The 12,364-nt window shown below is 71.5% G+C and carries 12 protein-coding genes; 4 read left to right on the top strand and 8 right to left on the bottom strand.

Annotated features, from left to right (window positions below):
- Positions 1-6: 6 nt before the first annotated feature.
- From FHS87_RS02940 to FHS87_RS02905, 8 genes are read right to left on the bottom strand one after another with little or no spacing between them, the layout of a single operon-like run.
- Positions 7-993, bottom strand: a complete 987-nt coding sequence (locus FHS87_RS02940; RefSeq protein WP_184513686.1) for a Gfo/Idh/MocA family protein — start codon at positions 991-993, stop codon at positions 7-9.
- Positions 990-1,967: an MDR/zinc-dependent alcohol dehydrogenase-like family protein gene (locus FHS87_RS02935; RefSeq protein WP_246417788.1), complete on the bottom strand. Its 978-nt coding sequence runs from the start codon at positions 1,965-1,967 to the stop codon at positions 990-992. The genes FHS87_RS02940 and FHS87_RS02935 overlap by 4 nt, the downstream gene beginning before the upstream one ends.
- Positions 1,968-2,014: 47 nt before the next feature.
- Positions 2,015-2,923 (bottom strand): glycoside hydrolase 5 family protein, encoded by a 909-nt coding sequence (locus tag FHS87_RS02930; protein WP_184513684.1) that lies wholly within the window; start codon positions 2,921-2,923, stop codon positions 2,015-2,017.
- Entirely contained in the window at positions 2,920-3,705 is a 786-nt protein-coding gene (locus FHS87_RS02925) for a TIGR04290 family methyltransferase (RefSeq protein ID WP_312861860.1), read from the bottom strand. The genes FHS87_RS02930 and FHS87_RS02925 overlap by 4 nt, the downstream gene beginning before the upstream one ends.
- Entirely contained in the window at positions 3,702-4,832 is a 1,131-nt protein-coding gene (locus FHS87_RS02920; RefSeq protein WP_184513682.1) for a CgeB family protein, read from the bottom strand. Before FHS87_RS02920 ends, FHS87_RS02925 begins: the two co-directional genes overlap by 4 nt.
- Positions 4,829-5,944, bottom strand: a complete 1,116-nt coding sequence (locus tag FHS87_RS02915; RefSeq protein WP_312861859.1) for a glycosyltransferase family 4 protein — start codon at positions 5,942-5,944, stop codon at positions 4,829-4,831. The genes FHS87_RS02920 and FHS87_RS02915 overlap by 4 nt, the downstream gene beginning before the upstream one ends.
- Positions 5,941-7,017 (bottom strand): NAD-dependent epimerase/dehydratase family protein, encoded by a 1,077-nt coding sequence (locus FHS87_RS02910; protein ID WP_184513680.1) that lies wholly within the window; start codon positions 7,015-7,017, stop codon positions 5,941-5,943. Before FHS87_RS02910 ends, FHS87_RS02915 begins: the two co-directional genes overlap by 4 nt.
- On the bottom strand, positions 7,014-8,129 hold the full coding sequence (locus tag FHS87_RS02905) for an NAD-dependent epimerase/dehydratase family protein (RefSeq protein ID WP_184513678.1): 1,116 nt from the start codon (positions 8,127-8,129) through the stop codon (positions 7,014-7,016). Before FHS87_RS02905 ends, FHS87_RS02910 begins: the two co-directional genes overlap by 4 nt.
- Before the next feature lie 336 nt (positions 8,130-8,465).
- Here FHS87_RS02905 and FHS87_RS02900 point away from each other — a divergent pair, with 336 nt between their 5' ends.
- Genes FHS87_RS02900 through FHS87_RS02885 form a run of 4 tightly spaced genes read left to right on the top strand, consistent with a single transcriptional unit; the run spans position 8,466 to position 12,356 of the window.
- The gene (locus FHS87_RS02900; RefSeq protein WP_184513676.1) at positions 8,466-9,545 is read left to right on the top strand and encodes an inositol-3-phosphate synthase; all 1,080 of its coding nucleotides are present in this window, start codon (positions 8,466-8,468) and stop codon (positions 9,543-9,545) included.
- Between the two features lie 8 nt (positions 9,546-9,553).
- Positions 9,554-10,153, top strand: a complete 600-nt coding sequence (locus tag FHS87_RS02895; RefSeq protein WP_184513674.1) for a histidine phosphatase family protein — start codon at positions 9,554-9,556, stop codon at positions 10,151-10,153.
- The gene (locus FHS87_RS02890) at positions 10,150-11,247 is read left to right on the top strand and encodes a CgeB family protein (RefSeq protein ID WP_184513672.1); all 1,098 of its coding nucleotides are present in this window, start codon (positions 10,150-10,152) and stop codon (positions 11,245-11,247) included. Before FHS87_RS02895 ends, FHS87_RS02890 begins: the two co-directional genes overlap by 4 nt.
- Positions 11,244-12,356, top strand: coding sequence for a CgeB family protein (locus FHS87_RS02885; RefSeq protein WP_184513670.1), 1,113 nt, complete (start codon positions 11,244-11,246; stop codon positions 12,354-12,356). Before FHS87_RS02890 ends, FHS87_RS02885 begins: the two co-directional genes overlap by 4 nt.
- Positions 12,357-12,364: the final 8 nt, after the last annotated feature.

The raw sequence follows: 12,364 nt of genomic DNA, 5'->3' as shown, positions 1-12,364 counted from the left end.
GCGGCATTACCGACCGTAGATCCGGTCCAGCACCTCGGCCACCGTCACCAGCGCGGCGGCCGAGGGATCGAAGCGCTCCCCGGCCGCGAGGCGGCGCGCCCAGTCCGCGCCGGCACGCCCGCCCCACGCGTCGGGCGGCGTCGCCAGCGTCTCGCGCGCCGTGCCGCGGAAGCGCTCGGCCGTGAAGTCGTAGAAGGAGCCGTTGACGTTCCTGAGCGCCGCGCCCCCGGCGCTGCCGTGGAACTCGGCCGCGATCACCGCGTCCTGCCCGGCATGCAGGTTCCAGGAGCAGGCAAGGCGCAGCACGCTGCCGCCCGCCAGCTCGATGGTGGCCACCGCATAATCCTCCACGCGGTCCGTCCGCCCCGCCAGCGGCTCGCCGCCTGCGAAGAGATCGCCGGACACCCGCGCCACCTCGGGAAAGTCCAGCGCCCAGAGCGCGAGGTCCACGAGATGGACGCCGAGATCCATCACGCATCCCCCGCCGGAGAGGGCGGGATCGCGGAACCACGGCTTGTCCGGGCCGTAGGCGTTGTGGAAGACGAGATCGGCCGCGTAGACGCGCCCGAGCTCCCCGCCCGCGATCGACTCCCGGATGCGTCGCATCCCCTCGGTGAAGCGGTAGGAGAGATCGACGCCGAGCAGCCGGTCCGCTTCCCGCGCCGCCTCCACCGCACCGCGCACCTCCTCGGCCGTGCGGCCCAGCGGCTTCTGGCAGAACACGGACGCGCCGGCGCGCAGCGCCTGCACTGTCTGCGCCGCGTGCAGCGCGCTCGGCGTCGCGATCACCACGCCGTCGAGCGAGAGGGAAAGCATCTCCTCCAATCCGTCCACGACGGCCGCATCAGGAGCGAGCTTCCGCGCCTCCGCCACCATCTCTTCGGAAGGATCGGCGATCGCCACCGCCTCCACCGCCCCGGTGTCCAGGATCGCCGCCATGCGGTGCCGGCCGATCCAGCCGACGCCCAGGAAGCCGATGCGCGGCCGCGTCACGGGAAGCGCACCAGCGCCTTGAGGAAGCCGTCGGGCCGGTCCCGCGTGGCGTCCAGCGCCTCGCCGAGCCTGTCCAGCGTGAAGCCGTGCGTCATCAGCGGCGCGGGGTCGATGCGGCCATCGGCCACGGCCTGCACCGCCTCCCGGATGCCCTGCATATAGACCCTGGGATCGCGCTCATGGGCGTTGATCACGTCCAGCCCGCGCCAGTTCCACAGCCACATGTTCACCTGGCGCGGCCCGTCCTGGTGATAGCCCGCGACGACCAGCCGCCCGCGCTCGCGGCAGAGCTCCGCCGCGAGGTCGAGCGGCCACTGCTTGCCCACGGCCTCGATCACCACGTCGCAGAAGCGGCCCTCCGTCAGCTCCTTCACGCGGGCGATGATGCCGTTGTGGTCCTCCATCGGGATCACCTCGGCCGCGCCCATGCGCCGCGCGAGGTCGAGCGAATATTCCCGCCGGGAGACCGCGATCACCCGCGCGCCCGCCTCCGTCGCCAGCCGCGCGAGGATGGCGCCGAGGAAGCCGATCCCGAGGATCGCGACCGTCTGCCCCGCGCGGATCTCGCTGCGGCGGAAGATGTTCATCGCGCAGCCCAGAGGCTCGCCCGGGAAGGGCATGCCGCGCAGCGCCTCCGGCAGGCGGACGACATTCGCCGCCTCCGCGATGTCGTACTCCGCATAGCCGCGATAGGAGAGCGCCGCGACGCGATCGCCGAGGGAAAGCCCTTCCACCCCCTCCCCCAGCGCGTCCACCACGCCCCAGGCCTCGTGGCCGAGATCGCCAGGCTCGGTCGGGAACGTCATCCAGTCCGGCCCCGACCAGGGCGTGAGGTTGGAGGCGCAGACGCCGCATCCCTCGAGCCGCAGCCGCACCTGGCCCGGCCCGGGCTCCGGCCGCGCGACCTCCCGCACCTCCACCTGGCCGGGTCCGGTCAGGACGGCGGCGCGCATGCGCTCCGTTGTGGCACTCATCATCTCTGTCCTTCGTGCGGAGCCGGGGAACGGATTCCCCGCCCCTCTCAGGCCGCGACCGTCGCCTTGGCCGGTGCGTAGCGCCGGATCATCGAGGCGCAGAACTCGGCGAACTCCTCGGGCACCTGCGGCGGGCTCGTGTGGTGCGGCGCGATGCCGCGATGCTCGGGGGTGAAGCAGAAGGTGACGGTCACGTCGAAATCGGCCAGCGCCTCCATCTGCCGGTCGAACCACTCCAGCGCGTTCGGCCGGAAGCTGTCCGCCCAGGAGAGACCGGTGCGGAGATAGGTCACCCCGAGCCGCTTCATCCAGGCCACCGCGTCGTCCAGCCGGTGATCCTGGTAATGGAACCACTGGCACAGGCCCATATGGGGCGTGTGCTTCGCGAAATGCTCCAGCGCCGGCTTGGGCGAGCCGTCCTCGCGCAGCAGCCCCATGTAGAAATGTCGGTAGTAGGAGGAGCCCTCAGCCTCCCGGTGGCGCGTCGTCGCGCCCCATGCCTGGGGAAGGTCGTAGAGGCTGTACCAGTGGATGCGCGACGCCTTGCCGATCAGCAGCTCGGCCGTGCGGTCCACGCCCCAGGCCTGAACCTCCTCCGCCCCGAAGGTGGAGATGCCGACCTCGCTCACCCAGATCGGCTTGTCCGTGACGGCGCGGATCTCGTCGATCTTCGCGGGCCACTCGCCGATCTTCCAGAGATTCCAGTCGAGCGGGAAGCCGTGCACGGCCACCACGTCGATCTCCTCCATCACGCCGCGGCCCGTCATGTTCTCGATGAAGGACGGGTCGATAGGCGAGATGCCGCCGAGCACGCGCGGGATGTTCGGGTTCGCCGCCTTGATCGCGCGCCCCGCGGCCTTCGCCGTTTCGGCGAACATCGCCCAGCCCGGATCGATCTCCGGGTCCCAGTGGGACTTGTTGTTCGGCTCGTTCCAGATCATCGCGGCTTCGATCATGCGCGCGGCTCACCTTCGGGACTGGCTGATGCGGGATAGGCGGCGCCGGCGCCCCAGGGGGGCTCCGTGCGCTGGCAGAGATACACTTCCTGTTCCGGATGCTCGAGAACCGCGAAGCCGGCGGAGCGCAGCATGGCCTCCGCCGCCGCCGCGTTCGGCGCCCACCAGTTCGAGGGATCGCCGGAATAGCGCTTCTCGATGAAGTGCAGCTTCGGCCAGGCGGGCTCGTCGAACACGCCCGTCTCGGCGAAGGGATAGTCGTCCTCGGGCGTGAGCACGTCGGCCGCGCCGCGCTGCATCGACTGAAACAGCAGCAGGTCGCGCGCGACGTGCTCGTGGATGAGGTCCAGCGCCAGCAGCGGATGGCGGAGGTGGTAGAGCACGCCCATGAAGATCACGAGGTCGAAGCGCTCGCCCAGCTTCGCCACGTCATAGACGGAGAGGTTGCGGAACTCCGCCTCCAGCCCCGTCACCTCCGCGGCGAGCCGCGCCTGGGCGAGGTAGCGGTCGTCGGAATCGATCCCGACCACGCGCGCCGCGCCGCGCCGCTTCATCTCCAGCGAGTAGAAGCCCGCGTTGCAGCCGATGTCGAGCACCGTGCGCCCCGTGAGGTCCTGCGGGACCACATGGGCGAAGTGCTTGAACTTGTTCGCGGGATAGTTCCAGAGAAAGTGGTCGGGCGCCGTCAGCACGCCGTTGAGGTCGAGGTTGTGGAACCACTCCCCCAGCGCCTCCACGCGCCGGCGGATCTCCTCCCGCGTCATGCTCGTCGCGGCGCTCACGGCGCGGCAACCGGTTCGGCAGGGCCGAGGCGCGCGGGCGCGGCGCCGAGCCGGCCGAGGATGCCGAGAAGCTCCTCCGCGCGGTGCGCGCAGCTATGGCGCGCGCGTATGGCCTCCAGCCCGCTCTCGACGAGGGCTCGCCGCAGGGCGGGATCGTCGCGCAGCGCCGCCATGTGGCGCACCATCTCGGCCTCGTCGCGCGCGGTGAGGTAGTCCTGCCCCGGGCGGAACAGCCCCTCGGAGTCCTGCCAGGGCGCGGAAACCAGCGGGATGCCGCAGGCCAGCGCCTCGAACACGCGAATGGTTGGGATGCCGGGCAACATCTCCACGTAGAAGCGGCGCGGCACGTGGACGGTGGCGAGATGGCGCGCGAAGATTTCCGGCGCGCGGGCGTTGGGGAGCCAGCCGCGATAGCGCACGCCGTAGCGCGCCAGCGTCGCCAGTGCCTCCTCTGGGTATCGGACGCCGTAGATGTCGAGCGGCAGCCCGACCGTTTGCGCGGGGCGCAGGAGGAAGCTCTCCAGCTCCTCGCTCCGCTCGCCATCACCCCAGTTGCCGATCCAGACGAGCCCCTCGCGCTCCACTTCCTCGGCCGGCGGATGGAACAGGCGCGTGTCCGCGGCCTCGTGCCAGACGAAGACGCGATCGCCCCAGCCCCAGCCGCGATAGACCTCCGCGAGGGTGGCGCCGAAGGCGAGCACGCCGTCATAGCCGTCGAGGTCGAAGGTGCGGATCGCTCCGGGGTCACTGACGGCGCGGTGATGCGTGTCGTGGAAGAGCAGCGCGAAGCGGGCGCCCCCCCTCCGCAGCCGGCCGATGGCGGCGACGAGAGAGGGCTCGTTCCACTCGTGCACGATCACGACATCGGCCTCGGCGACCGCCGCCTCCGCTTCCTCCCCGGTCGTGAAGGCGCGGGACTTCAACTCGGGGTAGTTCGCGCGATAGGCCTCCAGCCCCGCCTCGCCGTGGTCGCGCAGCAGGTTCTGCAGGCTCCAGGCGCCCTCTGGCTCCAGCGCGAGCACGTCATGGCCGCGCTGCCCGAGTTCGCGCAGCACGCCGCGCAGGAAATGCGCGTTGCCGTGATTCCAGCAGGAGGCGAGCGAGTGGGTGAAGTAGACGATCCTCAAGCGGCGGCGCTCCCGGGCATCAGCAGCCCTCGATACAGCGCCAGCATCGCCTCCGCCATCCGGGTCACGCCGTAGCGCGCGGCGCGGGCGCGTGCGGCGGCGCCGAGCCTGGCGCGCTCCGCCTCGTCCTTCGCCAGATCGGCGATCGCACGCGCGATGGCGGCGTCGTCGCGCGGCGGCACGAAGATCGCGGCGCCCTCCCACAACTCGCGGAAGGTGGGAATGTCGGAGAGGACGAGCGGGCACCCGGCCTGCGCCGCCTCGACCACCGCGAGTCCGAAGGGTTCGTAGAGCGCGGGAGAGACGTAGACCGGTTGCGCGAGCAGCCATCCCGCCAGCGACGCCTCGTCGAGGGAGCCGAGGGCGCGGAGGTGGTGGAGCACGGTCCGCGTGCCGTCCGGCCCGTCCAGCCCTCCCGCCGCGAGGACCGGCAGGGAAAGGCGCGCCGCGGCGCGGTCGAGCGCCTCCATGTTCTTCCCGGCATCCCAGAGCCGCCCCGCGGTGAGGGCGAAGACCTCCGGCACCTCTCTCGGCGGGAGGGCGGAAAGCATGGGCCGGCGCCCGTTATGCACGGCAACGGGGCGGCGCGGCAGGGCGTAGCGACGGGCGGTCGCCTCGGCGAAGGCCTCGCTCGGCACCACCAGGAGATCGGCGGCCAGCGCGCCGCGGCGCAGCAGCTCGGCCCGCCAGCGGAAGCTCTCAGGCATCTCGCCGCCGCGCACGGCATCCCACCAGGTGGCGGTGCAGGAATGCGACACGGCCAGCACGGGCGCGGGGAATCCCCCACCTGCCGCATGGGCCGGGCTGTTGAGATGCACCAAATCGGCCCGCACTTCCCGCGCGAGAGCGGCGAGCGCTTCTCCCGCCGCAAGGACCGGCCCCGGCCCCTCGGCCAGCCAGTCCAGCGGCAGTCCGGTGACGCGCAGGTCGAGCCCCGGAACCGCCTCGGCCACCATGCGCTGCCCCGCATCCGGGGCGGGACCGAGCACGGCGAGGGTCACCGTCACGCCCTGGGCGAAGAGTGCACCGGCGAGGTCAAGCGCATAGGTCCAGACGCCGCCGGCGGCATCGGCCGTCATCAGCAGCCGCATGCCCTGAAGGGCAGAAGTCACGCGCTGGCAGGCTCCGGCGCGGCGCGCTCCTGGCGGAGCCACTGCGCGAGCGCCGCGACGCCCTCGCGCCAGGGGCGGGCGGGGCGCAGGCCCAGCTCGCGCGCGGCGCGCGCGGTGTCGGAGACGTAGTAGCGCTGATCGCCGGAGCGCCAGTCGGCGTAGTGGGTCTCCACCGCGCTTCCGGTGATCTCCCCGATATGGGCGAGCACCTGCCGCAGGCTGACCGCGTTCGCCGGCCCGCCGCCGAGATTGAAGGCGCGCCCGGAGATGGCGCCGATCCGGCGCCAGGCGGCGAGATAAGCCTCCACCGCATCGCCCACATCGAGCACGTCCCGCACCTGGCAGCCGTCGCCATAGATGCTGATCGGCTCGCCCCGCAGCGCGCGCAGGAGGAAGTGGGCGACCCAGCCCTGGTCCTCCGTGCCCATCTGGCGCTGGCCGTAGATGCAGCTCATCCGGAGCACCGCCGAGGGGACGCCGAAGGAGCGCCCGTAGTCCAGCACATACTGGTCCGCCGCCCCCTTGGAGCAGCCATAGGGCGTATGGAAATCGAGCGAGCGGTCCTCGCCGATGCCGCGCGCGCGGATCACGGGATCTACCGGGCGGTAGGCACCCCCCTCCAGCTCCAGCTCCACATCGGCGAGGTCGCCATAGACCTTGTTCGTGCTGGCGAAGACGATCGGCACGCCGCCGCGCTGGCGCAGCGCCTCGAGCAGGGTGAAGCTCGCGCCGAGGTTGATCTCGAAATCGGCGCGGGGGTCCACGAGGCTCGTCGTCACCGCGACCTGGGCGGCCAGGTGGAACACCGCGGAGGCCTCGCGCGCCGCGGCGGCGAGGGAGGCGGAGTCGCGCACGTCGGCGATGGTGCTGGAGACCCGGCGCGGATGCCGCCGTGTCACCCATTCGAGATTCGCTTCCACGCCGGGGCGCGAGAGCGCGTCATAGATCAGGACATCGTGCCCCTCGGCCGCCAGCCGGTCCACGAGGTTCGAGCCGATGAACCCCGCCCCGCCGGTGACGAGGACGGGCTTCTTTCCCCTGGTCGCCGGAGCGGGGGGCGCGACGGCGTTCACGCCACCAGCCCCCGCAGCTCAAGCTCGTTGCGCGCCTGGCTCACGCGGTCGCGCGCCTGCTGCCGCGCCACCCATTCGGCCAGCTCCGCAAGGTCGGCGGTGAAGTCGAGGTGCTGCGCGGCATAGCCCAGCTCCTCGCGCGCCTTGGTGATGTCGGGGATGTTGTGGCGGATGTCGCCCGCCCGCGTCTTGCCCGCGATCTCCGGCTGGATGCCGGTGCGGCCCATGGCGGTGGCGAGATCGGCCGCCACTTCCTGCACCGTGCGGTCCACGCCGCTGCCGATGTTGTAGACGCCGCCCGCCGCCTGCGGCCGGTCGAGCGCGAGCACGAAGGCGCGCGCCGCGTCCTCCACATGCACGAAGTCGCGGCGCTGCTGGCCGTCCTCGAAGATCATTGGCGGCTGCCCGTTCTGCAGGCGGGCCGCGAAGATCGCCAGCACGCCCGTATAGGGGTTGGAGAGGGCCTGCCCCGCGCCGTAGACATTCCACAGCCGCAGCGCCACGCCCTCCATCCCGTAGGTCGGGGAGACGGTGAGGGTGAGGCGCTCCTGCACGAACTTGCCGATGGCGTAGACCGAGGCAAGGCTCGGCCGCTTCCACTCCGGCGTCGGCACGGGCACCAGCGGGCGGCCCTTCGAATCCAGCGGATCCCAGGGCGCGTCCGGGCCGCTGCGCGGGCGGCGCACCGCGTCCTCCACGAGGTTGCCGTCCGCGTCGCGGTACAGCCCCTCGCCGTAGACGCTCATCGAGGAAGCGACGACGACGCGCTTCACCGGCTGGTCGATGAGCTGCTGGAAGAGCACCGCCGTGCCGTGATCGTTCACGGAGACGTAGCGGTCGATCGCGTACATGCTCTGCCCGACGCCGACCTCGGCAGCGAGGTGGACGACCTTGTCGACCCCCTTCAGCGCGCGTCGTACCGCATCGGGATCGCGCACGTCGCCGCGCACGACCTCCACCTCGGAGTCGAGGCCGTCGGCGCCGCGGTCGGCATGCACCTGCTCGATGAAGCTGTCGAGCACGCGCACATGGTCACCCCGATCGAGCAGCGCGCGGGACACGTAGCGCCCGATGAAACCTGCACCACCGGTGATCAGGATTGATTCCGCCAAGCCTTCATCCTCCACCGCACCGCTGCGCCGCATGGTGGGCGATTCGCGCGGCAATCCCGAGTCTTTACTCGCTGATGGTCGCGCGGACAAAGTGCAAGGAGGTAAGAAGAAGGCCAGGAATGCCATCACAATCTCTTGTGACAGGCCAGCGACGACGATGCGTGAACCCCGGGCAATTGATCCGCTGGAAAGCGGGAAGCTAAGTTGATCCAGCGACCGGCACATCGTCGGCACGTCGGGAAATAGGAATTTTGGTCTCTTGATATCCGGGTCGCTCAGCCTCCTGGCCGGTTGGCCGCGCACACCGCTCCACTCCCGTGCAGGGGATGACGCGTCGTGAGCAGGAGTCCGCTGCGCGTCGCCATCGTCGGGGTGGGCAACTGCGCCTCCTCCTTCGTTCAGGGCCTCACCTACTACCGCGACGCGGCCTCGAACGAGCCGGTGCCGGGGCTGATGAACGTGGAGCTGGGCGGCTACCACGTGCGCGACATCGAGATCGCCGCCGCCTTCGACGTGAACGCCGAGAAGGTCGGGCGCGACGTGGCGGACGCGATCCTGGCCGAGCCGAACAACACCCATATCTTTGCGAAGGTCCCGCCCACCGGCATCAAGGTACGGCGCGGCGAGACGCTGGATGGCATCGGCCGCTACCTCGGCGGACAGATCGCCGAATCGCCGGAGCCCGTCGCCGATGTGGCGGCGGTGCTGGAGGAGGCGCGCGCCGACGTGGTGGTGTCCTACCTCCCCGTCGGTTCGCAGAAGGCGACGGAGTACTACGCCGAGCAGGCGTTGCGCGCGGGCTGCGCCTTCGTGAACTGCATCCCCGTCTTCGTCGCCTCCAACCCGGAATGGCAGCGACGGTTCGAAGCGCGCGGCGTGCCGATCATCGGCGACGACATCAAGAGCCAGGTGGGCGCCACCATCGTCCACCGCGTGCTGGCCAATCTGTTCAAGGACCGGGGCGTGCGGCTGGACCGCACCTACCAGCTCAACTTCGGCGGCAATGCCGACTTCCTGAACATGCTCGAGCGCGAGCGGCTGGAATCGAAGAAGATCTCGAAGACCCAGGCGGTGACGAGCCAGTTCGACGTGCCCCTTCCCGCCGGCGACGTGCATGTCGGCCCCAGCGACCACGTGCCCTGGCTGACCGATCGCAAATGGGCGCAGATCCGGCTGGAGGGCACGGGCTTCGGCGGCATGCCGCTCAATGTCGAGCTGAAGCTGGAGGTCTGGGATTCCCCCAACTCCGCGGGCGTGGTCATCGACGCCGTGCGCTGCGCGAAGATCGGGCTGGACCGCGGCATCGGCGGCGCGCTGGTCGGCCCCTCCTCCTACTTCATGAAGTCGCCGCCGCAGCAGTTCGTGGACAGCGAGGCGCGTGAGCGCACGCTGCGCTTCGTGGCCGGCGAGGGCTAGGTGGCGCCGTGTCCACAACCTTCCTCCTCATCCGCCACGCGGCGCATGACCGCGTGGGCAGCACCCTCTGCGGCCGGATGCCAGGCGTGACGCTCGGGGAGGAGGGGCGCCGACAGTCCGCGGCGCTCGCCGCCCGTCTGGAGCGCGAGGGGATCGCGGCCCTCCATACCAGCCCGATGGAGCGCGCGCGGGAGACGGCGGCGCCGGTCGCCGCGCGGCTCGGCATCGAGGCCCGGGTGAACGAGGGCGTGATGGAGATCGATTTCGGCGCCTGGACCGGCCGCAGCTTCGCCTCGCTCGACGGCGACCCGGATTGGGCGCGCTGGAACGAGGAGCGCGCCACGGCTCGCACGCCGGGCGGCGAGAGCATGGCGGAGGCGCAGTCGCGCGCCCTGGCGGAACTCGAACGCCTCCGCGCGCGGCACGCCGGGGAGACGGTCGCGGTGGTGACGCATGGCGACGTGATCAAGGCGGTGCTGGCGCATCACCTCGGGCTGAGGCTGAACGGGATTCATCGCTTCGAGATCGCGCCGGCGTCGATCAGCGCGGTCGCCGCCTGGGACGGCGGGGGAAAGGTCATGGGAATGAACGAGACGGTGCCGGCATGAGGATCGCCTTCTACGGATCGAGCCTTCTCTCCTCCTACTGGAACGGCGCGGCCACCTATTACCGCGGGCTGCTGCGCGATCTCGCCGCGCGCGGCCATCACGTCACCTTCTACGAGCCCGACGCTTTCGACCGGCAGAAGCACCGCGACATCGAGCCGCCGGAATGGGCTGAGGTGCGCGTCTACGACGCCACCGAATCCGCGCTGCGGGAGGTGATGGCGGAGGCCGCGCGCGCCGATGTGGTGGTGAAGGCGAGCGGCGTCGGCGTGTTCGACGACGCGCTGATCGAGGGCGTGATGCGCGCCGCCCGCCCCGAGGCCATCCGCATCTTCTGGGACGTGGACGCGCCCGCGACGCTGGCCGAGATCACGCCCGCGCCGGACCACGCGCTGCGCCGCGCCCTGCCCGGCCTCGACCTCGTCCTCACCTATGGCGGCGGGCCGCCCGTCATCAACGCCTATGAGGCGCTGGGCGCGCGGCGCTGCATCCCGATCTACAACGCGCTCGATCCCGAGACGCACCACCCCGTTCCCGCCGACCCGCGCTTCGCGGGGGACCTCAACTTCCTCGCCAACCGCCTGCCGGACCGCGAGGCGCGGGTGGAGGAGTTCTTCCTCCGCGCGGCGGCCGCGCTGCCGGAGCGCGCCTTCCTCCTCGGCGGCAATGGCTGGGACGGCAAGCCGATGCCGGAGAACGTGCGGCGCATCGGCCATGTCGGCACGCGCGACCACAACGCCTTCAACACCTCCTCGCTCGCCGTGCTGAACGTGGCGCGGGACAGCATGGCGGCAGTGGGCTACTCCCCCGCCACCCGCGTCTTCGAGGCGGCCGGCGCGGGCGCCTGCCTCATCACCGATGCCTGGGTCGGGCTCGAACTCTTCCTCAGGGAAGGGGAGGAGGTGCTGGTCGCGCGCGACGGCGCGGATGTCGCCGAGCACGTCCGCGCCCTCACCCCGGAGCGCGCGAGGGCGATCGGCGAGGCCGCGCGCGTGCGCATCCTGGCGGAGCACACCTATACCCGCCGCGGGGCGGAGGTGGACGCGCTGCTGCACCACGAGGCGGAACGGGTGCGGGCACGGGGCGCCGTGGCATGAGCGAGCCGCTGCGGGTCGTGGTGCTCGGTCTCAGCCTTTCCTCCTCCTGGGGGAACGGCCACGCCACCACCTACCGCGCGCTGCTGCGCGCCTTCGCCGCGCGCGGGCACAGGGTGCTGTTCCTGGAACGCGACGTGCCCTGGTACGCGCAGCACCGGGACCTTCCCTCCCCCGATTTCTGCGACTTCGCCCTCTATCCCGATCTCGCGGCGCTGGAGGGCTGGCGCGCGGCGATCGCCGGGGCGGATGCGGTGATCGTCGGCTCCTACGTGCCGGAGGGCGTGGCGGTCGGGCGGCTGGTGCAGTCCACTGCCCGCGGCACCACGGCCTTCTACGACATCGACACACCCGTGACGCTCGCCAAGCTGGAGCGCGGGGACGAGGAGTACCTCTCCCCCGCCCTCATCCCGGGCTACGATCTCTACCTCTCCTTCACCGGCGGTCCGACCCTCGCGCGGCTGGAGCGCGACTACGGCTCGCCCGCGGCGCGGCAGCTCTACTGCTCCGTGGATGAGGCAGCCTACCAGCCGCTGGGCCTGCCGCCGCGCTGGGACCTCAGCTATCTCGGCACCTACAGCCCGGACCGGCAGCCGGTGCTGGAGCGGCTGCTGATCGAGCCCGCGCGCCGCGCCCCGGAACTGCGCTTCGCCGTCGCCGGCCCGCAATATCCCGGCGACATCGACTGGCCCGCCAATGTCGAGCGGATCGAGCACATCCCCCCGGCCGAGCACCCCGCCTTCTACGCGGGCAGCCGCTTCACCCTGAACGTGACGCGCGCCGACATGATCCGCGCCGGCCACAGCCCGAGCGTGCGGCTCTTCGAGGCCGGGGCCTGCGGCGTGCCCATCATCTCCGACCGCTGGGACGGGATCGAGACGCTGCTCCGCCCGGAGCGGGAGCTGCTGCTCGCCGACGGGCCGGAGGACGTGCTCCGCGCTCTCCGCGACATGCCGGAGACGCGGCGCCGCGCGATGGGCGAGGCGCTGCGCGCGCGCGTCCTGTCGGAGCACACCGCCTCCCACCGGGCGGCGGAGCTGGAGGGGCATCTGCGCGAGGCCATGCGCCGCCGCGCCCCGTCCCGCCGGGCGGAGCCGCAGGTCGCCTCCTGAGGGGCGCG

Source organism: Muricoccus pecuniae (genome assembly GCF_014199205.1).
GTDB lineage: Bacteria > Pseudomonadota > Alphaproteobacteria > Acetobacterales > Acetobacteraceae > Roseomonas > Roseomonas pecuniae.
Note: the sequence above shows the minus strand (reverse complement) of the source record. Positions and strands in the feature narration are given on the sequence as shown.

Excerpts from the sequence above, each read along its gene's own strand:
- FHS87_RS02935 (WP_246417788.1), bottom strand. The coding sequence starts at position 1,967 with ATGAGTGCCACAACGGAGCGCATGCGCGCCGCCGTCCTGACCGGACCC.
- FHS87_RS02930 (WP_184513684.1), bottom strand. The coding sequence starts at position 2,923 with ATGATCGAAGCCGCGATGATCTGGAACGAGCCGAACAACAAGTCCCAC.
- FHS87_RS02890 (WP_184513672.1), top strand. The coding sequence starts at position 10,150 with ATGAGGATCGCCTTCTACGGATCGAGCCTTCTCTCCTCCTACTGGAAC.
- FHS87_RS02885 (WP_184513670.1), top strand. The coding sequence starts at position 11,244 with ATGAGCGAGCCGCTGCGGGTCGTGGTGCTCGGTCTCAGCCTTTCCTCC.